At 55.0% G+C, this 21,518-nt stretch carries 20 protein-coding genes; 11 read left to right on the top strand and 9 right to left on the bottom strand.

Features of this window, described 5'->3' with window-relative positions; translation table 11 throughout:
* Positions 1–2 precede the first annotated feature (2 nt).
* A complete protein-coding gene (locus GO984_RS17265) occupies positions 3–2,378 on the top strand; it encodes a peptidoglycan -binding protein (protein WP_157023856.1) in 2,376 nt (791 codons plus the stop codon).
* 44 nt (positions 2,379–2,422) lie between these two features.
* Here the strand turns inward: GO984_RS17265 and GO984_RS17260 are convergent, their stop codons facing one another.
* From GO984_RS17260 to gloB, 3 genes are all read right to left on the bottom strand, one after another.
* A complete protein-coding gene (locus tag GO984_RS17260; protein WP_342448104.1) occupies positions 2,423–3,229 on the bottom strand; it encodes a M23 family metallopeptidase in 807 nt (268 codons plus the stop codon).
* 146 nt (positions 3,230–3,375) lie between these two features.
* Positions 3,376–5,697: an ATP-dependent Clp protease ATP-binding subunit ClpA gene (gene clpA / locus GO984_RS17255; RefSeq protein ID WP_167740395.1), complete on the bottom strand. Its 2,322-nt coding sequence runs from the start codon at positions 5,695–5,697 to the stop codon at positions 3,376–3,378.
* A gap of 178 nt (positions 5,698–5,875) precedes the next feature.
* Complete coding sequence (gene gloB, locus GO984_RS17250) at positions 5,876–6,649, bottom strand: hydroxyacylglutathione hydrolase (protein WP_157023853.1); 774 nt, start codon at positions 6,647–6,649, stop codon at positions 5,876–5,878.
* Between the two features lie 56 nt (positions 6,650–6,705).
* On the opposite strand from gloB, the gene GO984_RS17245 reads away from it, so the two are divergent.
* The 8 genes from GO984_RS17245 to GO984_RS17210 all read left to right on the top strand — a co-directional run bounded on the left by GO984_RS17245 (position 6,706) and on the right by GO984_RS17210 (position 15,001).
* A complete protein-coding gene (locus tag GO984_RS17245) occupies positions 6,706–7,452 on the top strand; it encodes a class I SAM-dependent methyltransferase (RefSeq protein ID WP_157023852.1) in 747 nt (248 codons plus the stop codon).
* Positions 7,453–7,828: 376 nt separating this feature from the next.
* The gene (locus tag GO984_RS17240) at positions 7,829–8,389 is read left to right on the top strand and encodes a F0F1 ATP synthase subunit delta (RefSeq protein ID WP_167740394.1); all 561 of its coding nucleotides are present in this window, start codon (positions 7,829–7,831) and stop codon (positions 8,387–8,389) included.
* Positions 8,390–9,928, top strand: a complete 1,539-nt coding sequence (gene atpA, locus GO984_RS17235) for a F0F1 ATP synthase subunit alpha (protein WP_157023851.1) — start codon at positions 8,390–8,392, stop codon at positions 9,926–9,928.
* 14 nt (positions 9,929–9,942) lie between these two features.
* Complete coding sequence (locus GO984_RS17230; protein ID WP_157023850.1) at positions 9,943–10,818, top strand: F0F1 ATP synthase subunit gamma; 876 nt, start codon at positions 9,943–9,945, stop codon at positions 10,816–10,818.
* A 20-nt stretch (positions 10,819–10,838) separates the two neighbouring features.
* Positions 10,839–12,263: a F0F1 ATP synthase subunit beta gene (gene atpD / locus GO984_RS17225; protein WP_157023849.1), complete on the top strand. Its 1,425-nt coding sequence runs from the start codon at positions 10,839–10,841 to the stop codon at positions 12,261–12,263.
* Positions 12,264–12,274: 11 nt separating this feature from the next.
* Entirely contained in the window at positions 12,275–12,691 is a 417-nt protein-coding gene (locus GO984_RS17220) for a F0F1 ATP synthase subunit epsilon (RefSeq protein ID WP_157023848.1), read from the top strand.
* A gap of 124 nt (positions 12,692–12,815) precedes the next feature.
* The gene (locus GO984_RS17215) at positions 12,816–13,166 is read left to right on the top strand and encodes an H-type lectin domain-containing protein (RefSeq protein WP_157023847.1); all 351 of its coding nucleotides are present in this window, start codon (positions 12,816–12,818) and stop codon (positions 13,164–13,166) included.
* Positions 13,167–13,447: 281 nt separating this feature from the next.
* Positions 13,448–15,001 (top strand): ATP-binding protein, encoded by a 1,554-nt coding sequence (locus GO984_RS17210; RefSeq protein ID WP_167740393.1) that lies wholly within the window; start codon positions 13,448–13,450, stop codon positions 14,999–15,001.
* A 130-nt stretch (positions 15,002–15,131) separates the two neighbouring features.
* Here GO984_RS17210 and GO984_RS17205 read toward each other — a convergent pair whose 3' ends face one another.
* Complete coding sequence (locus GO984_RS17205; RefSeq protein WP_138164653.1) at positions 15,132–16,154, bottom strand: ribose-phosphate pyrophosphokinase; 1,023 nt, start codon at positions 16,152–16,154, stop codon at positions 15,132–15,134.
* 108 nt (positions 16,155–16,262) lie between these two features.
* Between GO984_RS17205 and GO984_RS17200 the strand changes: the two genes are divergently transcribed.
* Complete coding sequence (locus tag GO984_RS17200; RefSeq protein WP_157023845.1) at positions 16,263–16,862, top strand: 2-hydroxychromene-2-carboxylate isomerase; 600 nt, start codon at positions 16,263–16,265, stop codon at positions 16,860–16,862.
* Entirely contained in the window at positions 16,862–17,683 is an 822-nt protein-coding gene (locus GO984_RS17195) for an alpha/beta fold hydrolase (protein ID WP_157023844.1), read from the top strand. The genes GO984_RS17200 and GO984_RS17195 overlap by 1 nt, the downstream gene beginning before the upstream one ends.
* Before the next feature lie 48 nt (positions 17,684–17,731).
* Here the strand turns inward: GO984_RS17195 and GO984_RS17190 are convergent, their stop codons facing one another.
* The 5 genes from GO984_RS17190 to GO984_RS17170 form a co-directional block, all read right to left on the bottom strand.
* Complete coding sequence (locus tag GO984_RS17190; RefSeq protein ID WP_157023843.1) at positions 17,732–18,766, bottom strand: threonine aldolase family protein; 1,035 nt, start codon at positions 18,764–18,766, stop codon at positions 17,732–17,734.
* Complete coding sequence (locus tag GO984_RS17185; protein WP_157023842.1) at positions 18,766–19,236, bottom strand: YcgN family cysteine cluster protein; 471 nt, start codon at positions 19,234–19,236, stop codon at positions 18,766–18,768. Before GO984_RS17185 ends, GO984_RS17190 begins: the two co-directional genes overlap by 1 nt.
* Entirely contained in the window at positions 19,233–20,165 is a 933-nt protein-coding gene (locus tag GO984_RS17180; protein WP_157023841.1) for a bifunctional riboflavin kinase/FAD synthetase, read from the bottom strand. The genes GO984_RS17185 and GO984_RS17180 overlap by 4 nt, the downstream gene beginning before the upstream one ends.
* A 133-nt stretch (positions 20,166–20,298) precedes the next feature.
* Positions 20,299–20,811 (bottom strand): hypothetical protein, encoded by a 513-nt coding sequence (locus tag GO984_RS17175; protein ID WP_157023840.1) that lies wholly within the window; start codon positions 20,809–20,811, stop codon positions 20,299–20,301.
* Between the two features lie 199 nt (positions 20,812–21,010).
* Entirely contained in the window at positions 21,011–21,454 is a 444-nt protein-coding gene (locus GO984_RS17170) for a MaoC family dehydratase (protein WP_157023839.1), read from the bottom strand.
* Between the last annotated feature and the right edge of the window lie 64 nt (positions 21,455–21,518).

The following is a 21,518-nucleotide window of genomic DNA, read 5'->3' as shown; positions in this document are numbered from 1 at the left end:
CCATGTCTTTGTCGAGGCGCACCGGGCAACGTTTTCAGGCTTCGATCTGGCCAGGGTTTGTCGATGCGATGACTGGGTTGTTGCTGGTGCTGATGTTCCTGCTGACCATTTTTATGATTGTTCAGTTTGTGCTGCGCGACACTATTTCGGGACAAGAAAACGAGCTAGATGCACTGGCGAATGAAGTTGGGGCGCTTGCCGATGCGCTGGGGCTGGAAGAGCGGGCCAACAGCCAATTGAATGCCCGTATGGGGGCGTTGAGTTCCACTCTGAACACCACGCAGAGTGATTTGGAGCTAGCGCAAAATCAACTGGGCGAACAGGCGACACTCATTGCTTCGTTGACCTCCCAGCGCGATCAGCAAGCGTCGGAACTCGCTGACGCTTCGGCGCAGATCACCTCGTTTGAGGCACAGGTGGCGACGCTTCTGGCCAGCCAGGATCGTGCTAATGCCAATATTGCGACTTTGCAGGCCGACCAGGAGGCGCTTGAAGCGGCCCGTGCGGAATTGTTGTCGGAACGTGAGGCTCTGAACCTGGCTCTGGCGCAGAGCCGCACTGAAATAGATACGCAGGTCGAAGCTGCTCGTTTGGCTGCGGCCAAGCGCGAGGCACTGGAAGCACTGATCGCTGGTTTGGAACAACAGGGCGAGGCCAGCGCAAGAGAACTGGCGGGGCTTCAGCAACAGCTGAGTGATGAAGAAGCCGCCCGTTTGGTCGAAGCCGCAGCCGCAGAAGCCTTGCGTTTGAAGCTGGCCAATGCAGATAGCGAATTGACGGCGATGACGCTGGCACTTGAGGCTCAACGCCAAGACGCGGAAGATACATTAACCCTGCTAGCGGCCGCAAATGTGGCAAAGCAAGCGCTGGATAGCCAGTTGGGTGAAGCTTTGGCAGCGATCGAGGCCGCGCGGGCCCAAACCCGCGAGCGAGACGAGCTGGCGGAACGATTAACCCGAGTGTTGGCACAGATGCAGGTGGCGCAAACAGCTTCGGAAGCGCGCGTTACAGCGCTTGATGCAGAAATCGGACAGATCCGCACCGAAAGCGCTGCGATCCGCGAACGGCTGGCAGCTGAGTTGACCCAAGCACGCAACGAAGCGGCACAAACGCGCGATGCGCTGGCTGCAGAATTGGCGGGTCAGCGGGCAGCCAATATTCAGTCTCAATCCGAATATCAGGCCGAGCTGCAACGGTTACAGATTGAACAGGCCACAGTGCGCGCCACGCTTGAAGCGCAGATTGTCGCCTTGCAAGAAACGGCTGACAGAGAGCAGCAAGGACTGCAGCAACGATTGGCGTTGGTACAGGCCGAAGCCGCGAGTACCGAGGCTGCGCTGGCAACACAGTTGGATCAGGCTCAGGCTGATTTGGCCTCCGTACGGTCGGCCGCAACATCGACACAAGAAGAGCGCGCCGCGATAGAAAGTCGGCTGTTGCTTGCTCTGGAAGCATTGGAAAAAGCCCAGGTGGCTGCAACGGACCAGGAGGTTCTTCAAAGCCGTTTGATGGCAGCCCTGAACCAACAAGCTGCTGCTGAAACCAGCGCGGCGGAACAGTTGTCGCTGGCCGAAGAGCGCGCTGCATTGCTGGCGCAGGCGCGAAGCGCACTTGCTGGGGAAAAGGAAGTGTCCGCCGAGGCACAGCGCCAAACCGCGTTGTTAAACCAACAGGTGGCGGCTCTCCGGACGCAGCTGGGTGGTTTGCAGGCCTTGCTGGATGACGGTCAGGCACGCGATGTGGCGCAGCAGGTGCAATTGCAAAACCTTGGCAAAGATTTGAATTCGGCGCTGGCCCGTGCGGCATCAGAAGAACGTAAGCGGCGCCTGCTAGAGGAAACCGAACGCAAACGGTTGGAAGCGGAGGCGATAGAACTGGCCAGCCGGGCGGCAGATGCAGAGACCAAAGCCGAAGACCTGGAACGCTATCGGTCCGAGTTCTTTGGCCGTCTGCGGGATGTGTTGGGCAACCAGCAGGGGGTGCGTATTGAAGGGGACCGGTTTGTGTTCTCCTCCGAAGTGCTATTCCCGCCGGGGGGGGCAGATTTGTCGCTAGAGGGCCAGATTGAAATTGCCAAAGTGGCGAACATTTTGCGCAGCATCGCTGATGAAATTCCACCGGGGATCGACTGGATCATCCGGGTTGACGGCCACACGGATAATTCACCGCTGATTGGTCACTATAAATACGCAGACAATTGGGAGCTGAGCCAGGGGCGCGCGCTGTCTGTGGTGCGGTTCATGGTTGAAAACCTGGGCATTTCACCCAACCATTTGGCGGCCAATGGTTTTGGGGAGTATCAGCCAATCAATTCTGCCGATACTGCCGAAGCCCGATCGCAAAACCGCCGGATTGAGTTGAAGTTCACAGAGAAATAATCTCAGTTTGACTGCAGGCCCGTTTGGGATCTGAGTTGCAGGGTTTAGCGCATTTTCATCAGCTGGGTCATTTGGTCGATTTTGGTGCCGTTTCTGATCAAGGCAGCGGTGCCAATGTAATCACCACGCGGCCAGGTTTGCGTCTTTAACCGCTTGCCAGCGGCACGATAAAACTGTGCCTGATCCTTGGCCAGTGTTACGCGATGATCCACCAATCGTCCCTCGGGCCCATCAACGGTTAACTCCAGAACGTCGCCATTCTGGCCTCCGTAGGCAAAAGCCCAGAACACCAGTGCAGGGGCGTTGACGGGGAGGGGGCTTTGATCGGCAGTACCGGATTTGATCGCGGCGTATTCTGGGACTGCGGGGCTGAAGCCTCCATCCAATAACCCGCCTGCGACGTAGCCGGGTGCGTTCTGCCATATGGTTTCGCCTGCTTTGCCGCAGGTCGCGAAAGCAGACAGGTCAAAGGGATCGATAACCTCTCCATTGTGGCGGATACTTAGATGGAGATGCGGAAAATCACTTTTTCCGCTGAGACCGACCTGGCCCAGCACAGTGCCAGCCGTGATTTTTTGGCCGGGCTGCACCTGAAGCGACCCGTTTTTCATGTGACAATACTGGGTTTCCCAACCATCTGGGTGCAGCAAGACGACCCCGTTGCCACATTCTTTGCCCTGTGTGTCCTTGTTTGGCCCCACATCCGCTACACCATCGCGCATCCCCCGCACAACGCCGCTTGCTGCCGCGAGAATATCAACGCCTTTGTGCATGTCCGCCAGAGTGGGAAGGCGGAAATCGGTTCCTTTGTGACCGTTGTAGCTCAGGCCGCCGCACTGGTAGTCCAGCACGCCCGGTCCAGGGTCCCGGTCAACTTGGTTTTGAATGAAACAGGTTTGGCCCAAAGTGCAATCAATAGGGAGTTGCAATGAAAAATCGCTCGCCACCGCGGGGGTGGCGAGCGCAATTATTAGTCCATAGACAGCGCCGAAGCGCATCAGTCAGCGGTTAGCAACGGAGGCTTGTCGCCTGAAATCCGCGGTTTGGCTGGGCCTTCGATCCGCAGATCCAGTGCGCCATCCTTGATGCCAACTTTGACCAACCCACCTTTGGCAAGCTTGCCAAACAGCAGTTCTTCGGCCAGCGGCTTCTTGATGTATTCTTGGATAACTCGACCCAGTGGTCGTGCCCCCATTTTGTCATCATAGCCCTTGTTGGCAATCCATTCTGCCGCGGGGCGTGTCAGCTCAATCGAGACGTTGCGATCCAGCAGCTGCGCTTCAAGCTGCAAAACGAACTTCTCGACAACCTGCATGATGACTTCTTTGGGCAGAGGCGCAAAGGAGATCACCGCGTCCAGACGGTTGCGGAATTCCGGCGTAAAGGTGCGTTCAATTGCGGCAGTGTCTTCTCCGGTCCGACGATCACGGCCAAATCCGATTGCAGCCTTGGCTTGTTCAGACGCTCCAGCATTCGAGGTCATGATCAGCACCACATTGCGGAAGTTCACCGTACGGCCGTTGTGATCTGTCAGCTCGCCGTGATCCATCACCTGCAACAGGATGTTGAACACATCCGGGTGTGCCTTTTCGATCTCGTCCAGCAGCAATACGCAGTGCGGATGCTGGTCAACGCCATCGGTCAGCAAGCCACCTTGATCAAAGCCGACATAACCCGGAGGCGCACCAATCAGACGGGAAACCGCGTGTTTCTCCATGTACTCAGACATGTCAAAGCGCAGCAGCTCCACACCCAGCATATCCGATAGCTGTTTTGCCACTTCGGTTTTGCCGACGCCAGTTGGGCCAGCAAACAGATAGTTGCCAATTGGTTTTTCTGGTTCACGCAGTCCGGCGCGGGCCAGTTTGATGGCACTGGAGAGTGCACCAATGGCGTCGTCCTGACCAAAGACCACTCGTTTGAGCGACTTTTCCAGATCTTTCAGAACTGCAGCATCGTCCTTGGAGACTGATTTTGGCGGAATCCGGGCGATTTTAGCCACCACGGCCTCGATCTCTTTGACGCCAATGGTTTTGCGGCGCTTGCTTTCGATGATCAGATGCTGTGCAGCACCGGCCTCGTCGATCACGTCGATGGCACTATCAGGTAACTTGCGATCGTTGATGTAACGTGACGCCAGCTCAACCGCAGATTTGATAGCATCTGCCGTGTATTTTGACCCGTGATGCTCTTCGAAGTAAGGCTTCAATCCGCGCAGGATCTTAACCGAATCCTCAACCGAGGGTTCGTTCACGTCGATTTTCTGGAACCGGCGGGCCAGGGCACGATCTTTTTCAAAGTGCTGACGGAACTCTTTATATGTGGTCGAGCCCATTGTCCGCAGCTTGCCGCCCTGCAATGCAGGTTTTAGCAAGTTTGACGCATCCATTGCCCCGCCAGATGTCGCACCGGCACCGATAACTGTGTGGATCTCATCAATGAACAGCACGCTGTCTGGATGGTCTTCCAGCTCGGTCACAACAGCCTTAAGACGTTCTTCGAAATCACCGCGGTAACGGGTGCCAGCCAGCAACGCGCCCATGTCGAGCGAGAAAATCGTGGTCTTGGAAAGAACCTCTGGGGTTTCGCCAGCTACGATTTTGCGGGCCAGACCTTCGGCGATGGCGGTTTTGCCAACACCGGGATCGCCAACCAGCAGTGGGTTGTTTTTGCGGCGGCGGCACAGAACCTGAATGCAGCGCTCGACCTCGTGGTCACGGCCGATCAGCGGGTCAATGTCACCTTCGCGAGATTTGACGTTCAGATCAACGCAGTACTTGTCGAGAGCGCTTTCTTTCTTTTCCTCTTCGGTGATGGTCTGCACATCTTCCTCTGGATCATGGGCGCCGGTTACAGGGCGCTGATCGCCAAAGGCGGGATCTTTGGCCACACCATGGGCGATATAGTTGACCGCGTCATAGCGGGTCATGTCCTGATCTTGCAGAAAATAGGCGGCATCACTTTCGCGTTCAGCAAAGATTGCGACCAATACGTTGGCGCCGGTCACTTCAGTGCGGCCAGAGCTTTGTACATGTATGGCAGCACGCTGTATCACGCGTTGGAAGGCTGCGGTGGGAACGGCTTCTGAACCATCGACGTCGGTGACCAGGTTGGCCAAGTCTTCGTCAATAAATTCTACCAGCGTTTTGCGTATCTCGCCCAGGTCGACGCTGCAGGCTTGCATGACGCGCGCAGCGTCCGGCTCGTCAAGTAGGGCCAGAAGCAGATGCTCCAGGGTGGCAAATTCGTGGCGCCGTTCATTTGCCAGCGCGAGCGCGGCATGGATGGCTGTCTCTAGTGTGCTCGAGAATGAAGGCACGGGCGTGCTCCTCTGTCTTGGGTCGGTGGGGGATCTGGCGTTTACCAATTTTCCCGTGGTCCAACCATGTCCTCATAGTGTTAGATTTTGGTTGATAGCGCTGCAGCTTCAAGGCTTTTCTTGCAAATAATCGTCACATTCGTCGTGAGCGTGTTTTGTTCCACCACGAAACCAGATCTCAAAATTGATCCTTTCGTTCGCGGATTTCTTTGAATACTAGTTCAGAATCAATATGTTCCATGCCCATAGTCCGCTTCAACTCGTCCAATCCTGCGCGTAGGAACGGGTTCGTGTCCAGTTCCAAAGATAATAGCGATGGAACAGTAGATTCGCCGGCTGCACGTGTTTTTGCGATTTCTCTGACTCGTGCTTGCAACGCCGAGTTGTCGGGCTCGATGGTTAACGCAAATGCACCGTTGGATTGGGTGTATTCATGGCCGGAATAAACCATAGTGTCAGCGGGCAGGGCTGCTAACTTATTCAGACTATTCCACATTTGTGCAGCTGTTCCTTCAAAGAGTCGGCCACAGCCCAGGGCCATCAGGCTGTCGGCGGTGAACAGCGCTTTTGACTCGGGCAAATAAAACGCAATGTGGCCAACGGTATGACCTGGAACTTCGATAACATGTACATCTTCACGCGACAGCGAGAACACGGTGCCTTCTTTCACCGCCAGGTCTAAAGGAGGCAGCCGATGAACGTCTGCCTGGGCACCAACCACTGTTGGTTTAAATGTCCGTTGCAACTCCTCCAGGGCATCGATGTGATCCCAGTGATGATGAGTCAAAAAGACAAAATCGAGTCCCCAACCACGCTTATTGAGCTCCGCCTCTATGGGCGCCGCTTCGGGGGCGTCTACCAGTGCGGTCAGGCCGCTGCCCGGTGCATGTAACAAAAAGGCATAGTTATCTGACAAGCAGGGGATGGTGATGATCTCAAGAGGCATGGTCATTCGCCTTCGCATGGTTAAACTGTGTACCAGATTGACTGAACCAGCAGGCGCCCGCAATGCATCTTGATGTGCAGGATTTGAGAAACTTCTATTACCGCAGCACTCTGGGGCGTGCGGCGCAGGCTTCTATCCGCGCCCGACTGCTGCAAATGTGGCCGGAAGCTGCAGGCCAAACCATGGCGGGATTTGGTTTTGCGGCGCCGTTGATGCGCCCCTATCTATCCGAAGCGCGCCGGGTGATTGCGCTGATGCCCGGACCGCAAGGCGTTATGCAGTGGCCGGCCGGGATGCCCAATGTGTCGGTCCTGTGCGAGGAGACCAACTGGCCTATTGATACAGGACGTGTTGACCGGTTGGTGGTGATGCATGGGCTGGAGACCTCGGACCATCCGGGTAAGCTTCTTGAGGAATGCTGGCGGGTCCTGGGCCCAGGAGGTCGGGCCATCTTTATTGTACCAAACCGGGCTGGGTTGTGGTCGCGGTCAGATAAGACACCGTTTGGCTACGGCCGTCCCTATACGCTTGGTCAGCTGGAAAGTCAGCTCAGGACATATCAGTTTACAACCGAACGCCACGCCGCGGCACTGTATCAGCTGCCGTCAATGCGGCGGTTCTGGTTGAAATCGGGCCCAATGTTCGAAAAAGCGGGGCGTCACCTGCCTGCAATGCTGGCGGGGGGGGTGTTTCTTGTCGAGGTCAGCAAGCAAGTCCACCAACCACGCGGGCTGGCGACCAAAGTAAAGGCTCGCAGTCGCATACGGGTGCTGGAAGGACTATCGAACCCGATGCCAGAGCCAGCATAGTTTAGCCCTAAGGCGCATTGATTCCCCCTCAAGGCCAATTTGGCAATGAAAGCGCATGTGGGGTCGAAAAATGCGTCAAAACTCAAAGTTATCCACAGTAAAGTTCAGATTTTTAAGCCTCAGGAATCGGAAAAACTTGCAAATCCGTTATCTTTTTCTAACCATAAGGGCGGTTCAAAGGGTCGCACTTTGACTAAGGTGTTGAAAAGACAGCATTAAGCACTTTTCGGGCCGCCGCTATCTATTGTTGCTTGGTGGCTATGGCTCTGTTACATCCACGCTGATTTTATCGTCCTTCCGTGATGGGAGGGCTGACTCACGCCCCCGGACGCCGCCGCAAGGTCAGCAAACCGGGGCCAGTATCGGAAGGGTGGACGTGTCCGAACCAGCTTCGATTTCCGCAGGCATTGCCGCGCGCTATGCCACTGCGATCTTTGAGATTGCAGAAGAGAACAAGGCCCTGAGTGGTCTTGAAACCAGTATCAATGATTTGGAAGCCGCAATGGCTGACAGTGCTGATCTGCGCAACCTGATCAATTCGCCGCTGGTTTCGCGCGACGAGCAGGGTGCCGCGATCTCTGCGATTGCTGCTAAGATGGGGCTCGACTCCATGATGAGCAACGCGCTGGCGCTGATGGCTGGAAACCGCCGTCTCTTTGTTCTTCCAGCGCTGATTGCCGCGCTGCGTAGCCAATTGGCAGAGGCCCGTGGTGAAGTCACAGCAGATGTGACCTCGGCCAAGGCTTTGACCAAGACCCAAAGCGAAAAGCTGGCGAAAACGCTGACTGCTCGTGTAGGCAAAAAAGTTACTATTAATGCAACCGTCGATGAGAAAATCATCGGCGGTCTCGTCGTCAAAGTGGGCTCGAAGATGATCGATAGCTCGATCCGCTCCAAGCTCGACTCCCTCCAGAATGTAATGAAAGAGGTCGGATAAATGGGTATCCAAGCTGCAGAGATTTCTGCAATCCTGAAGGATCAAATCAAAAACTTCGGTCAAGAAGCCGAAGTTGCTGAAATTGGTCGTGTGCTGAGCGTTGGTGATGGTATCGCCCGCGTTTACGGTCTGGACAATGTTCAGGCTGGTGAAATGGTCGAATTCCCCGGCGGCATCATGGGTATGGCGCTGAACTTGGAAAGCGACAACGTTGGTATCGTTATCTTTGGGTCCGACCGTGACATCAAAGAAGGCGACACTGTTAAGCGCACCAACTCGATCGTGGACGTTCCAATCGGTAACGGTCTGCTGGGTCGCGTTGTTGACGGTCTGGGTAACCCGCTGGACGGCAAGGGCCCAATCGAGAGCACTGAACGCGGCATCGCCGACGTTAAAGCTCCGGGCATCATTCCACGTAAATCGGTTCACGAGCCGATGGCGACTGGTCTGAAATCCGTTGATGCGATGATCCCAATTGGTCGTGGCCAGCGAGAGCTGATCATTGGTGACCGTCAGACCGGTAAAACTGCCGTTGCTCTGGACGCGATCCTGAACCAGAAATCCTACAACGAAGCCGCTGGCGACGACGAAGGCAAAAAGCTGTACTGCGTATACGTAGCGATCGGCCAGAAGCGTTCGACTGTTGCTCAGCTGGTTAAGAAGCTGGAAGAAACCGGTGCGATGGAATATTCCATCGTTGTGGCCGCGACAGCGTCCGACCCGGCTCCTATGCAGTTCCTGGCACCATATGCCGCGACAGCCATGGCTGAATTCTTCCGCGACAACGGCCGCCATGCTCTGATCATCTATGATGATCTGTCCAAGCAGGCTGTGTCCTACCGTCAGATGTCCCTGCTGCTGCGTCGTCCACCAGGACGTGAAGCTTACCCAGGTGACGTTTTCTATCTTCACTCGCGCCTGCTGGAGCGTTCGGCCAAATTGGGCGACGACAATGGCAACGGCTCGCTGACAGCTCTGCCAATCATTGAAACCCAGGGTGGCGACGTTTCGGCGTTTATTCCAACCAACGTGATTTCGATCACTGACGGTCAGATCTTCCTGGAAACCGAACTGTTCTACCAGGGTATCCGTCCTGCTGTGAACACCGGTCTGTCGGTGTCTCGTGTTGGTTCGTCCGCTCAGACAAACTCGATGAAGTCGGTTGCTGGTCCGGTTAAACTGGAACTGGCTCAGTATCGTGAAATGGCTGCCTTTGCGCAGTTCGGTTCCGACCTGGATGCCGCCACTCAGCAGCTGCTGAACCGTGGTGCCCGTCTGACCGAGCTGATGAAACAGCCTCAGTACTCGCCACTGACCAATGCTGAAATCGTCTGCGTTATCTTTGCAGGTACCACTGGATACCTGGACAAGATCGACGTGAACGCAGTTGGTCGCTACGAAGCTGGTCTTCTGGCGCACCTGCGTGGCAAGCATCAGGATTTGCTGGACTTCATCACCAATGAAGATCCCAAGATCAAAGGTGATGCCGCCGATAAGATCAAAGCTGCGCTGGACGAATTCGCCGCTGATTTCGCTTAAGGGGGGACGCGGCAATGCCAAATCTTAAAGACCTTAAAAATCGGATCGAGTCGGTCAAGTCGACCCGCAAGATCACCAAAGCCATGCAGATGGTCGCGGCCGCAAAATTGCGCCGCGCCCAGGAAGCTGCTGAAGAGTCACGCCCTTACACCAAACGGTTCAACGCCGTGATGGCCGGGCTGGCTGCTTCTGTTGGTGGCAGCGACTCTGCGCCGCTGCTGCTGCGTGGCACTGGCAGTGACCAGACCCATCTCTTGGTCGTGATGACCTCTGAGCGGGGCCTGTGTGGTGGCTTCAACTCCAGCATCGCCAAACTGGCGCGGCAAAAAGCTGAAGAGCTGAAAACTGCGGGCAAGACGGTCAAGATCTTGACCGTCGGTAAAAAGGGCCGTGACAGCCTGAAGCGCGATTTGGGCGACTGTTATGTCGGTCACGTCGATCTGAGCGAAGTCAAGCGTGTTGGCTATGTCAACGCACAGGACATCGCTCAGGATGTTTTGGGCCGCTTTGACGCGGGTGACTTCGACGTTGCAACGCTGTTCTATTCGCAGTTTGTCAACGTTGTGAGCCAGATCCCGACCGCACAGCAAATCATCCCGGCGTCTTTCGAGGCGACCGAAGGTGAGAGCGATGGCGCTGTCTACGACTACGAGCCCAGCGAAGAGGCCATTCTGGCTGATCTGCTGCCGCGTGGTGTGGCCACTCAGATCTTTGCTGCCCTGCTGGAAAATGGTGCATCTGAACAAGGTGCCCGGATGAGCGCGATGGACAACGCCACCCGTAACGCGGGTGACATGATCGACAAGCTGACAATCGAGTTCAACCGCTCGCGTCAGGCTGTGATCACCAACGAGCTGATTGAAATTATTTCGGGCGCTGAGGCGCTCTAAGAGACAACCGGAGACGAAACATGGCTAATGCAAAAGGCAAAGTGACTCAGGTCATTGGCGCCGTTGTTGACGTACAGTTCGAGGATGACCTGCCGGAAATCCTGAACGCGCTGAACACAGACAACAATGGCAAAAACCTGGTGCTGGAAGTTGCTCAGCACCTGGGCGAAAACACTGTACGTACTATTGCGATGGACGCGACCGAAGGTCTGGTCCGTGGCGCGGGCGTAACAGACACTGGCGCTCCTATCTCGGTACCAGTTGGTAAGGCGACCCTGGGCCGCATCATGAACGTTATCGGCGAAGCCGTTGACGAAAAGGGCGACGTCGCTGCGACTGAAACCCGTGCGATCCACGGCGACGCTCCGGCGTTCTCCGAGCAGTCGACTGCGACTGAGATCCTGACCACCGGTATTAAGGTCATCGACCTGCTGGCGCCTTACACCAAAGGTGGTAAAATTGGTCTGTTCGGTGGTGCCGGTGTTGGTAAAACCGTTTTGATCATGGAACTGATCAACAACATTGCGAAGGTGCACTCTGGTGTGTCCGTGTTCGCGGGTGTTGGTGAGCGTACTCGTGAAGGTAACGACCTGTACCACGAGATGATCGAATCTGGCGTTATCGTTCCTGACGATCTGGAGAAATCCAAGATTGCTCTGGTTTACGGTCAGATGAACGAGCCTCCAGGTGCGCGTATGCGTGTTGCTCTGTCGGGTCTGACCCTGGCGGAACAGTTCCGCGACGAATCCGGTTCGGACGTTCTGTTCTTCGTGGACAACATCTTCCGCTTTACTCAGGCTGGTTCCGAAGTTTCGGCGCTGCTGGGTCGTATTCCATCCGCTGTGGGCTACCAGCCAACACTGGCAACCGACATGGGTGCGATGCAGGAACGTATCTCGTCAACCAAATCCGGTTCGATTACTTCGGTTCAGGCCGTGTATGTACCTGCGGATGACTTGACTGACCCTGCACCTGCGACTTCGTTTGCTCACCTGGACGCGACAACCGTTCTGGATCGTGCGATTTCGGAAAAGGGTATCTACCCTGCTGTTGACCCGCTGGGTTCGACTTCGCGTCTGCTGGATCCACTGGTTATCGGTGACGAGCACTACACTGTAGCGACTGACGTTCAGCAGATTCTGCAGCGTTACAAATCGCTTCAGGACATCATCGCGATTTTGGGCATGGACGAACTGTCAGAAGAAGACAAACTGGCCGTTGCCCGTGCACGTAAGATCGAGCGCTTCCTGTCGCAGCCGTTTGACGTTGCGAAAATCTTTACCGGCGCTGACGGTAAGCAGGTTCCGCTGGAAGACACTATCGCGTCGTTCAAAGCTGTTGTGGCTGGCGAATACGATCACCTGCCCGAAGGCGCCTTCTACATGGTTGGCGGCATCGACGAAGTGATCGCAAAAGCCGAGAAAATGGCTGCTGACGCGGCCTAAGGAGGGTCGTAATGGCTGATACCATGCAATTCGACCTCGTGAGCCCGGAGCGAAGCCTTGCTTCGCTTCAGGTGACCGCGGTTCAAATTCCGGGTGCGGATGGTGACATGACGGCTATGCCGATGCATGCGCCAACCATCACCACACTGCGTCCAGGTCTTCTTCGGGTCGAAAGCCCCGCAGGAAACTCGGAATATGTTGTGTCGGGCGGTTTTGCTGAAATCGGTTCTGAAGGTCTGTCGGTTCTGGCTGAGAAAGCCATTCCGGTAACCGAAATGACCCGTGATCATCTGGACGAGCTGATCGAAGCTGCACGCGCAGCCCAGGCAGCAGCGCACGAGACTAAGGAAGAGCATCACACCCTGGTTGACGACGCCACCAAGTTGTTGGCGGACATGGAAGCACTGGGCGAGCACATCAACCTGTAAGGGATGATGTTTGAAAGTAAGACATTAAAACCGGCCCCTGAGGGCCGGTTTTCTTGTTTTTGGTCCTAGTCTTGCCTAATTTTTCACATAAGATTGGATACAGGGACACTAGACCGGGCTGCATATGAAAAGACTAAGAAATCCACGAACCGGGATTCATCAGGGCGATGTGACCGTTTTTGCCGATTTTGAAAACGGCGGGGCAATGTGGACCGGATCCGGCCCGCGCGAGCGCCGCAAAAAGATACGTTTTGACGAGGCATTTGCCTCTCCTCCTGCTGTGCAGCTGGCGATCTCGCTCTGGGACATGGACACCTCAGCCTCTATCCGTGCCGAGCTGGTGGCTGAGAATGTGACCGCCAAGGGGTTTGAGATTGTGTTCCGCACCTGGGCCGACAGCCGCATCGCGCGGCTGCGGGCCTCTTGGACGGCGATCGGTGATCTGCCGTTTGCGGATGACTGGGACGTGCAGTAGGAACTCGTTCCGCTGATGCCTTTCGCTTCAGAGGGCAACACTGCACTTTCCACCTGAACATAGCCGGATCGGTAGCTGATTTTACAAAATTCTGCTGCCGCAAAAGGCGGCACACGGTTCCTTTAGTTGCTTGAGATCACGGTGGAGATGAGGATCAGTAGACAGCTGTAATCAGCTATGCAACGTTGAATAAAGGAAGGATGGCGAAAGAACTCATTCTCCTAAGAGGCACTCTGAGGCAAGGCGCATTGAAGGCGACGCCGCTTTTGAAGGGTGCTCCTATGACCGACAATATTTTGCGATTCTGGCAATCATTAGAGACGGATGACCCTTTGGACCCTCTGTTCAAAGCGGCACCAGTTTTGATGCATGCAATTGATAGATCTGGAACCCTCGTTCGTGTCAGTCAGTTCTGGGCAGACAAGCTTGGCTACACGGTTGAAGAAATGGAAGGAAAAAAGAGTTTCGATTTCCTGAGCGAGAAGTCCCGCGAGTATGCAATAAAAGTGGGGCAGCCAAAGGTCGTTGAAGCAGGGAAAATTTACAACGTTGAGTATGACTTTGTGTGTAAAGATGGAACGCTGCTACCTGTCCTGCTTTCTGCAATTTCAGAATATGATGGAAATGGTGATCATATTCGGTCCCTGGCCATTATCTTTGACAACTCAGAGGCAAAACGCGCCGCTGCACAATTACAGCAAAAACAACGTATGGAAGCCATTGGCGCTCTTGTTGGTGGCGTCGCTCATGATTTCAATAATCTTTTGGCAGTTGTCTTGGGGAACTTGGAATTTCTTCAAGATGATCCTGATGCAAAGGAACGGCTAGAATACATCGAAGATGCGATGACCGCGACATTGCAGGGGGGAAAGCTTACGCAGCAATTGTTGAGTTATGGTCGAAAGGCCCACCTGACACCAAGTGTCATTGATTTGAACGAAGTGGTCATTGGATTTGCCAGAATGATCCGCAGACTATTACCACCAAATATAGAGTTCGACACAGTAACCGCGCCCGACTTGTGGAAAGCCAAGATAGATACCGCTCAGTTGGAAACAGCACTCTTGAATATTGTGAATAATGCCCGGGACGCCTTAATCGAAGAGGGGCGTATCTTAATCACGACGAGCAATGTGCAGATCGACAGTGACTATATCCAGACTTCCGGTGAAAGCATTGATCCCGGCCGCTATGTGATGCTGGTCATCTCCGATTCTGGCGAGGGAATGGACCCAGATACAATCAGTCGAATCTTCGATCCGTTTTTTACGACCAAACCTGTGGGGAAGGGCTCGGGGCTGGGGCTTTCTATGGTTTTCGGATTCATGCGTCAGTCAAATGGGACGATAAGAGCCTACAGTGAAAAAGGTGCAGGAACGTCGATGGAATTGTATTTTCCGGCGGAGTTATCTGAGCTGGAAACACAAAAAATTGAAACGCAGAACTGTGCCAAGGCGCCGCTGGAAAAGCTTGTCCTTTGTGCCGAGGATGAAAGTAAAGTTCGCAACATAATTGTACGACAATTGCAGAAAGCGAACTATCGTGTTGTAGCCTGTGCTGATGGTAACGAGGCACTGCAACAGATCCAGGCGGGTCTGTGCCCAGACATCTTATTGACAGACGTTATCATGCCTGGCTCTGTCCAGGGGCCGGAACTTGCTGCACTCTGTCGTCAGGTATGTCCCGAACTTCCTGTTGTCTTTATATCTGGCCATCCCACTGATGTTGCAACGCATAGCAAGGGAATTGAGAGTGGCGATGTGCATTTGATTAAGCCTGTTAGCCGTTTTGATCTCATCCAAACCTTGACCGAACTTACGACTGACGACGACTGACAGGGCGACCCAATTTCAAAGAGTAGCACCTTGATACCACGAGCGTGCTGGACCTGTGGACGTTGGTCTGAGCCAATAAAAAACCCGCGCAGTGTCCTGCACGGGTCTTTGACTGGGCTGTGAGCCGCAATCAAATGTTGTTGGAGTACAATGACTCGTAGATCGGGATCAGCGTCTTGTCGTCAAACAGTGACGATACAGAGGTGCCGTGCCAGATGTTCAGGATCGCTTGGGTAAACAGCGGCGCGGTGGGCAGAACACGGATGTTGGGCGTGTTCAGAACTGCCTCGGTTGGCTGGATCGAATCCGTCAAAACGAGAGATTTCATCACCGAGTTGGACACACGTTCAACAGCTGGGCCGCTCATCACACCGTGGGTGATATAGGCATGCACCTCTTTGGCACCTTCGTCCAGCAGCACTTGGGCCGCCTTGCACAGGGTGCCAGCTGTGTCGCACATGTCATCGATGATCAGGCAAATCTTGTCTTTAACATCCCCGATCACGGTCATTTCCGCAACTTCACCCGGCTTACCGCGGCGTTTGTCAACAATCGACAACGGTGCGCTGATCCGTTTGGCCAGTTCGCGCGCCCGGGCAACACCGCCCACATCTGGCGACACCACCATTAATTCATCCATACGGTCTTTGAACTGGTTTTTGACGTCCAGCGCAAAAATCGGGCTGGCGTAGAGGTTATCAACTGGAATGTCGAAAAAGCCCTGAATCTGTGCTGCGTGCAGATCCATGGTCAGGACCCGTTCAATGCCAGCTTCGACCAACATATTGGCCACCAGCTTGGAGGTAATCGGCGTCCGCGCCTTCGTGCGGCGGTCCTGACGGGCATAGCCAAAGTAGGGGATCACCGCAGTGATCCGCTGGGCTGATGACCGGCGCAGCGCGTCTGAGATGATCAGCAATTCCATCAGGTTGTCGTTGGCCGGGTTTGATGTCGGCTGAATAATGAACATGTCCTCGCCGCGGACGTTTTCATAGACCTCGACAAAGATTTCACCGTCATTGAAGCGTTCGACGCGGGCATCGACAAGCCCTTGGTCGACGCCGCGATGCAGGCTCATCCGACGGCTGATTGCCTCGGCAAGAGGTGGGTTAGCATTCCCAGAAATGAGTTTGGGTTCGTTGAGTGTCGGCATAAGCTGAATATCCCCAGGCAGCTGAGCAGTGTGACAGATTCGTGATGTTGAACACCGCTTAGCATGGGCGTAGCGTCGGGCAAAGTTCTTAGGCAGGAGAGTGCCAAAATGACCCAGATCCGTTTCTACTTTTCCACGCTGTCGCCCTATACCTATCTGGCGGGCACACGGTTGGAGGAGATCGCCGACAAACATGGCGCGAGTATTGACTACAAACCACTGGATATTGCGGGCCTGTTTGGCCGTACAGGAGGTCAGCCGCCCAAAGACAGGCATCCGTCACGACAGGAATACCGCCTGATTGAAATGGAACGTCAGGCCAAAAAGCTCGACCTGCCGCTAAACCTGAAACCTGCCTATTGGCCAACCAACCCAGCGCCATCGTCTTATGCCTTTATTGCAGCCCAAAATGCGGGTAGTGGCGATCTGGGCAAACTGCATCACGCGTTTACCCGCGCGGTCTGGGCCGAAGAGCGAAACATCGCCGGGGATGATGTGATTCGCGATTGTCTGCAAAGCGCCGGTTTCGACCCAGCGCTGGCGGATAGCGGATTGCTGACCGGCGCCGAGACCTATGCGCAAAACTTAGAGGACGCCGTCAGTGAGGGCGTCTTTGGCGCGCCGTTTTACATCACCTCGGACGGGGCCAGATTTTGGGGCCAGGACCGGTTGGATGACCTGGATCAGCATCTGGAGGACATCGCTTAATGGCGGATTTGCCACAGCCGGTATTTTCGCGCAGTTTTGGCACGGGCGCACGTCAGTTGCTGGCCGTGCACTGTTCACTGGCGCATTCAGGCACTTGGCGCGGGCTGGAGGCAGCTTTGGAGGGGGATGTCACTCTGACCGCCTTTGACATGCTAACCCATGGTCGCAGCCCGGATTGGGACGGGCTGGGCGATTTTCAGGACCGAAACGTTCAGGCTGGCCTGACCCTGCTGGAAAAACCCGTGGATCTGATAGGCCATTCGTTCGGTGCAACAGTTGCTCTTCGGATGGCCGTACAACGCCCAAATCTGGTGCGGAGCCTGACCCTGATTGAACCTGTGTTCTTTGCAGCAGCCATGGCTGAGGACCCGAATGCTCTGCAAGACCTCGAGGTTGAGAACAGACCTTTCTTAGACGCACTTGAAGCAGGTGATGCTGCGCTGGCCGCGCGCCTGTTTAATCGGATGTGGAGCTCAGGTGCACCGCGCTGGCCGGATCTGCCAGAACCAACCCGTGCAGCTATGACCCGGGCAATTCAAATTGTTCCAGCTTGCGATCAGGCAATCCTGACCGATCCGTTGGGTTTACTGGCGCCTGGGGGATTAAAAGGCCTGACCATGCCGACGCTGCTGCTGCGAGGCAGTGAAACCAAACAGATCATCACGTCGGTCAATAAGGGTCTGTGCAAACGTCTTCCAAATACAATGTCGTCAGTGATCGAGGGCGCGGGCCATATGGTACCGATCTCCCATTCGACAGACGTTGCAGATAAACTGAGAGAGCTGTGGAAGACATGCCCGGATCCATCTTCATCTAGCTAGAAATATCCTGGGGGTTTGGGGGCAAAGCCCCCATTCGCCCCGGCTTGACTAAAGCAGCGCCAGAAATTGATCAATCTGATCCTGGCCAATTGACCAGTCACATACAAACCTTGCGCCTACGAGTTCATCTTCAGGGCCTTCCAAGCCCCCATCCCACAGGTGGTAACTGGCACCGGCCGCAAAGGCTTTTTGGTGGGTTGCCCTCGGCAGGGAGGCAAAGATCATGTTGGCATCGGGGCTGTGCAGGAATTCTGCACCGGCTTTGCGCAATCCTTCGGCCAGATAGTCACAATTGGCGTTAGCGTTCCGCGCATTGTCCAACCACAATCCGTCTTTCAGATAGCCCAACATCTGCGCTGCCAGATAGCGGTTTTTGGAAAACAGATGTGCGCCGCGCTTACGGCGTAGTTCAAATTCCCAGGCGTGTTTCGGGTCAAAGAAGATAACGGCTTCAACGCCCATACAACCATTCTTGGTGCCGCCAAAGCTGACTGCGTCTACTCCAGCTTTCCAGCTCATTTCAGCCGGGGTGCATCCAAGGGAAACCATCGCATTGGCAAAACGCGCTCCATCCAGATGGACTGATAAGTCAAATTCAGCAGCTACAGCACACAGTGCCTGTAGCTCATCCTGCGAATAGACTGACCCGCGTTCGGTCACTTGACTGATCGCGACCGGCCCCCGCTGGGGCCCGTGAACTCCACGGGTTTCTTCGCTCTCAATGCTGTTGCGCAGAGCCTGCGGCGTCATCTTGTCATCACCTGGAACCAGCGTCAGCTTGGCCCCGCCTGAGAAAAACTCAGGTGCATTGCACTCGTCTTCGTGGATATGCGCAACCGACGAGCAAAACACAGTTTGATAGGGCTGGCTTAGAGTTGCGAGTGCCAGTGAATTGGCAGCTGTGCCAGTGGCAACCAGATAGACAGCCGCGTCGGGGGCCTCAAATAGCTCGCGTAGGGTCTGACGCAGGGTTTCCATCTGCGCGTCTGCGCCATAACCCATAGCATATCCTGAGTTTGCTTCGGTCAGGGCTTGCAGAATTTGCGGGTGAACAGGCCCAGAGTTGTCAGAGGCAAAATGCATTAAATAGGTTCCTCGATTATGTGGTCTTCCCAGTCTTCTTCGGGGGTTTCAAACTCGGATACTGTCCAGCCTTTGATCGAAACACCAGCGTCATGGACGCTGTCAGGATCACCGGTCAGCAGCGGATGCCAGTCGGGCAGGGGTTTGCCTTCCCACAGCAGCCGGTAAGCACAGGTCTGCGGCATCCAATAGGCGTGAGTGTCCAGATTGCTTGGCTTTAACACGATACATTCCGGAACAAAGTTGTGTCGGATATCATATTGCGCACAAAGGCAGGTCGCATCGTCCAGCAATCGACAGGCCACACGGGTCAGGGCCACTTCACCAGAGTCCTCATCTTCCAGTTTGTTCAGGCAACATTTGCCGCAGCCGTCGCACAGGGCCTCCCATTCTTTTTGGTTCAACTTGGTCAGGGGCTTTTTTTCCCAAAACCGTTTGGCCAGCCCGGATCGATCGATGAGGTCGGTCATGTCTTTGCCAGTATCTCGCGTGCCTGTGTGCAGTCTGCATTCATGTGTTCGATCAACGCGTCCAAACCGTCAAATTTCAACTCGGGGCGTAGATAGTCGACCAGACCAACCGAAAGGGTTGCCCCATACAGATCGCCAGAAAAGTCAAAGATGAAGGTTTCAAGATTGGGGTGATCCCCATCAAACATCGGGCGCACCCCCATCGAGGCCGCACCATGGTAACTGCCAGTATGTGGTCCATCCAGCACATCCACCAAGACGGCATAGACACCAAACGCGGGGAGGTGCAGCCCATCAATCGACATATTCGCGGTTGGGAAGCCCAGTTCACGCCCGCGCTGTTCACCGCCAATCACTGGGCCTTCGATGCGGTGCCAATGGCCCAGCATCGCGGCCGCATCACGCGGGCGTGCATCGCTCAGTGCCTGGCGGATAGCGGTCGAAGAGACCGTGTGTTCGGAATATTCCATCAGTGGCGCTATGGTGACGCCAAACCCATATTGCTGGCCATAGCGTTGCAGGTCAGTGGGAGTGCCGGCGCGGCCTTTGCCAAAGCAGAAATCAGCGCCGACAACCACATGTGCCAGCCCCAAACCCTCAGCAATAACATCACGGGCAAATTCTTCGGGCGACAGGCCAGACAGGGTGGCGTTAAAGTTCAGCTGGTACAGATGCTCAACACCCATCTTTTCCAACCGTGAGGCGCGGGCCTCTGGCGACATCAACCTAAAGGGCGGTGCATCCGGGGCAAAGTATTCACGCGGGTGTGGTTCAAACGACATGACGCCAAGTGGCGCATCCGGAGCAGCACGCCGCGCCAGATCAATCACCGATTGGTGGCCCAGATGGACGCCGTCAAAATTGCCAATCGCAACGCTGGCGCCGCGGCTTTGGGGTTCTATAAACTGATGATCTCGGATGATGCGCATGAAGGCATCCGTACCTGTACCGGCCAGCCGGTTCAAGCCGCCTGTTTAAGGTGATGAACGGAGTGTGCACCCGGTTCATCACATTCGCCGCCTCGGGAGCGATCCGAGGCGACCGTCAGATTTACGTGCGGGATCAGCCAAGCTGTTCTGAATTGCAGGTGCGGGCCAGTTCAATCGCTTTGTATGTTCCTGCCAGATTGACTGAAAACCCATAGGATTTCTCAGGGAAGACTTCCATAACATGCTTGCGCGCCAGATCATCCACAAACTGCGGATCTTCAGACAGAACATATCCCCCTGTATATCCCTTGGTGATATTGCCGCGCATACCTGTTGCTTCACCGGCATAGAGATTGCCATCCATTGAGATCAAAACAGCCTGGGTATCCCCCTTTTTGATATCTGTTTCTGCAGTGGTGAACACGCCGACATAGCCAACCGCACGATCTTCGGTCAGCCCCATCTGTACAACATTGCCCAAAGTATCGGTCTTTTCGATCAGGCAGGATTTTTTCGCTGTATCAATGTAGATACCCCAGCCTTCAACATCGCCGTATTTCAAAAACGGTGCATCCTCTGCGATGGTGGCTGTTGCGGTTAGGGCAGTCAGAGCTGCGCCTGCAAAAACAGATTTCCGGTTCAACATTTTAAGTCCTCAAATTCACTATGAACAACACCGGAGGGCAGCCCGCCGGACACAGAGAACTCTAAAGGTTGAAAATCCATAGACAACCGGATTTGAGGGTTGGAGCTCCATCTTCGCCGGAACACCCCAAGACTAGGCTATTTCATGCCACATCTTGAGTTGGGGGTAGGGTGCGTGCTGGCACGCACCACTGCGATGGTCAGTCAAACTTGCGTGACGGGGCCAAAACCATAGCTTCGCCAGCCAGAACCTTCTTCCCATCCACGCTGCAGTGGCAGTCGAGTTTGACACGGCGCTTGGACATATCAATGTCGATTACCTTGACCTCTGCAAATACCATGTCACCGGGGCGGACCGGGGCCAGGAACTTCAGCGTTTGGCCCATATAAACGGTCCCATGGCCCGGCAGCTGTTCACCAATCACTGCCGAGATCAGCCCGGCAGTTAACATCCCATGCGCAATGCGCCCCTGGAATATGGTGTCACGCGCATAGTCATCATCCAGATGCACCGGATTGCGGTCGGTTGATACCTGGGCAAACATCTCGATGTCCTCGTCGGTCACAACTTTACGCAATGACCGAGTCATACCCATTTCGATGTCTTCGATGCAGATGGTTCCGCGTGGCTGGTTGTCCAACATATCGCCTCCGACATTTTGCTCGTGAAATTATCAAGCGCCAAACTTGCGCACTCCGCAACTTTAT

It is taken from the genome of Parasedimentitalea huanghaiensis (assembly GCF_009753675.1).
Lineage (GTDB): Bacteria > Pseudomonadota > Alphaproteobacteria > Rhodobacterales > Rhodobacteraceae > Parasedimentitalea > Parasedimentitalea huanghaiensis.
Note: the sequence above shows the minus strand (reverse complement) of the source record. Positions and strands in the feature narration are given on the sequence as shown.

Bases quoted from the DNA above. Each gene is read 5' to 3' on its own strand.
- GO984_RS17265 (WP_157023856.1), top strand. From the start codon at position 3: ATGTCTTTGTCGAGGCGCACCGGGCAACGTTTTCAGGCTTCGATCTGG.
- gloB (WP_157023853.1), bottom strand. From the start codon at position 6,649: ATGACCATGCCTCTTGAGATCATCACCATCCCCTGCTTGTCAGATAAC.
- GO984_RS17245 (WP_157023852.1), top strand. From the start codon at position 6,706: ATGCATCTTGATGTGCAGGATTTGAGAAACTTCTATTACCGCAGCACT.
- atpA (WP_157023851.1), top strand. From the start codon at position 8,390: ATGGGTATCCAAGCTGCAGAGATTTCTGCAATCCTGAAGGATCAAATC.
- GO984_RS17230 (WP_157023850.1), top strand. From the start codon at position 9,943: ATGCCAAATCTTAAAGACCTTAAAAATCGGATCGAGTCGGTCAAGTCG.
- atpD (WP_157023849.1), top strand. From the start codon at position 10,839: ATGGCTAATGCAAAAGGCAAAGTGACTCAGGTCATTGGCGCCGTTGTT.
- GO984_RS17220 (WP_157023848.1), top strand. From the start codon at position 12,275: ATGGCTGATACCATGCAATTCGACCTCGTGAGCCCGGAGCGAAGCCTT.
- GO984_RS17215 (WP_157023847.1), top strand. From the start codon at position 12,816: ATGAAAAGACTAAGAAATCCACGAACCGGGATTCATCAGGGCGATGTG.
- GO984_RS17210 (WP_167740393.1), top strand. From the start codon at position 13,448: ATGACCGACAATATTTTGCGATTCTGGCAATCATTAGAGACGGATGAC.
- GO984_RS17205 (WP_138164653.1), bottom strand. From the start codon at position 16,154: ATGCCGACACTCAACGAACCCAAACTCATTTCTGGGAATGCTAACCCA.
- GO984_RS17200 (WP_157023845.1), top strand. From the start codon at position 16,263: ATGACCCAGATCCGTTTCTACTTTTCCACGCTGTCGCCCTATACCTAT.
- GO984_RS17195 (WP_157023844.1), top strand. From the start codon at position 16,862: ATGGCGGATTTGCCACAGCCGGTATTTTCGCGCAGTTTTGGCACGGGC.
- GO984_RS17190 (WP_157023843.1), bottom strand. From the start codon at position 18,766: ATGCATTTTGCCTCTGACAACTCTGGGCCTGTTCACCCGCAAATTCTG.
- GO984_RS17185 (WP_157023842.1), bottom strand. From the start codon at position 19,236: ATGACCGACCTCATCGATCGATCCGGGCTGGCCAAACGGTTTTGGGAA.
- GO984_RS17180 (WP_157023841.1), bottom strand. From the start codon at position 20,165: ATGCGCATCATCCGAGATCATCAGTTTATAGAACCCCAAAGCCGCGGC.
- GO984_RS17175 (WP_157023840.1), bottom strand. From the start codon at position 20,811: ATGTTGAACCGGAAATCTGTTTTTGCAGGCGCAGCTCTGACTGCCCTA.
- GO984_RS17170 (WP_157023839.1), bottom strand. From the start codon at position 21,454: ATGTTGGACAACCAGCCACGCGGAACCATCTGCATCGAAGACATCGAA.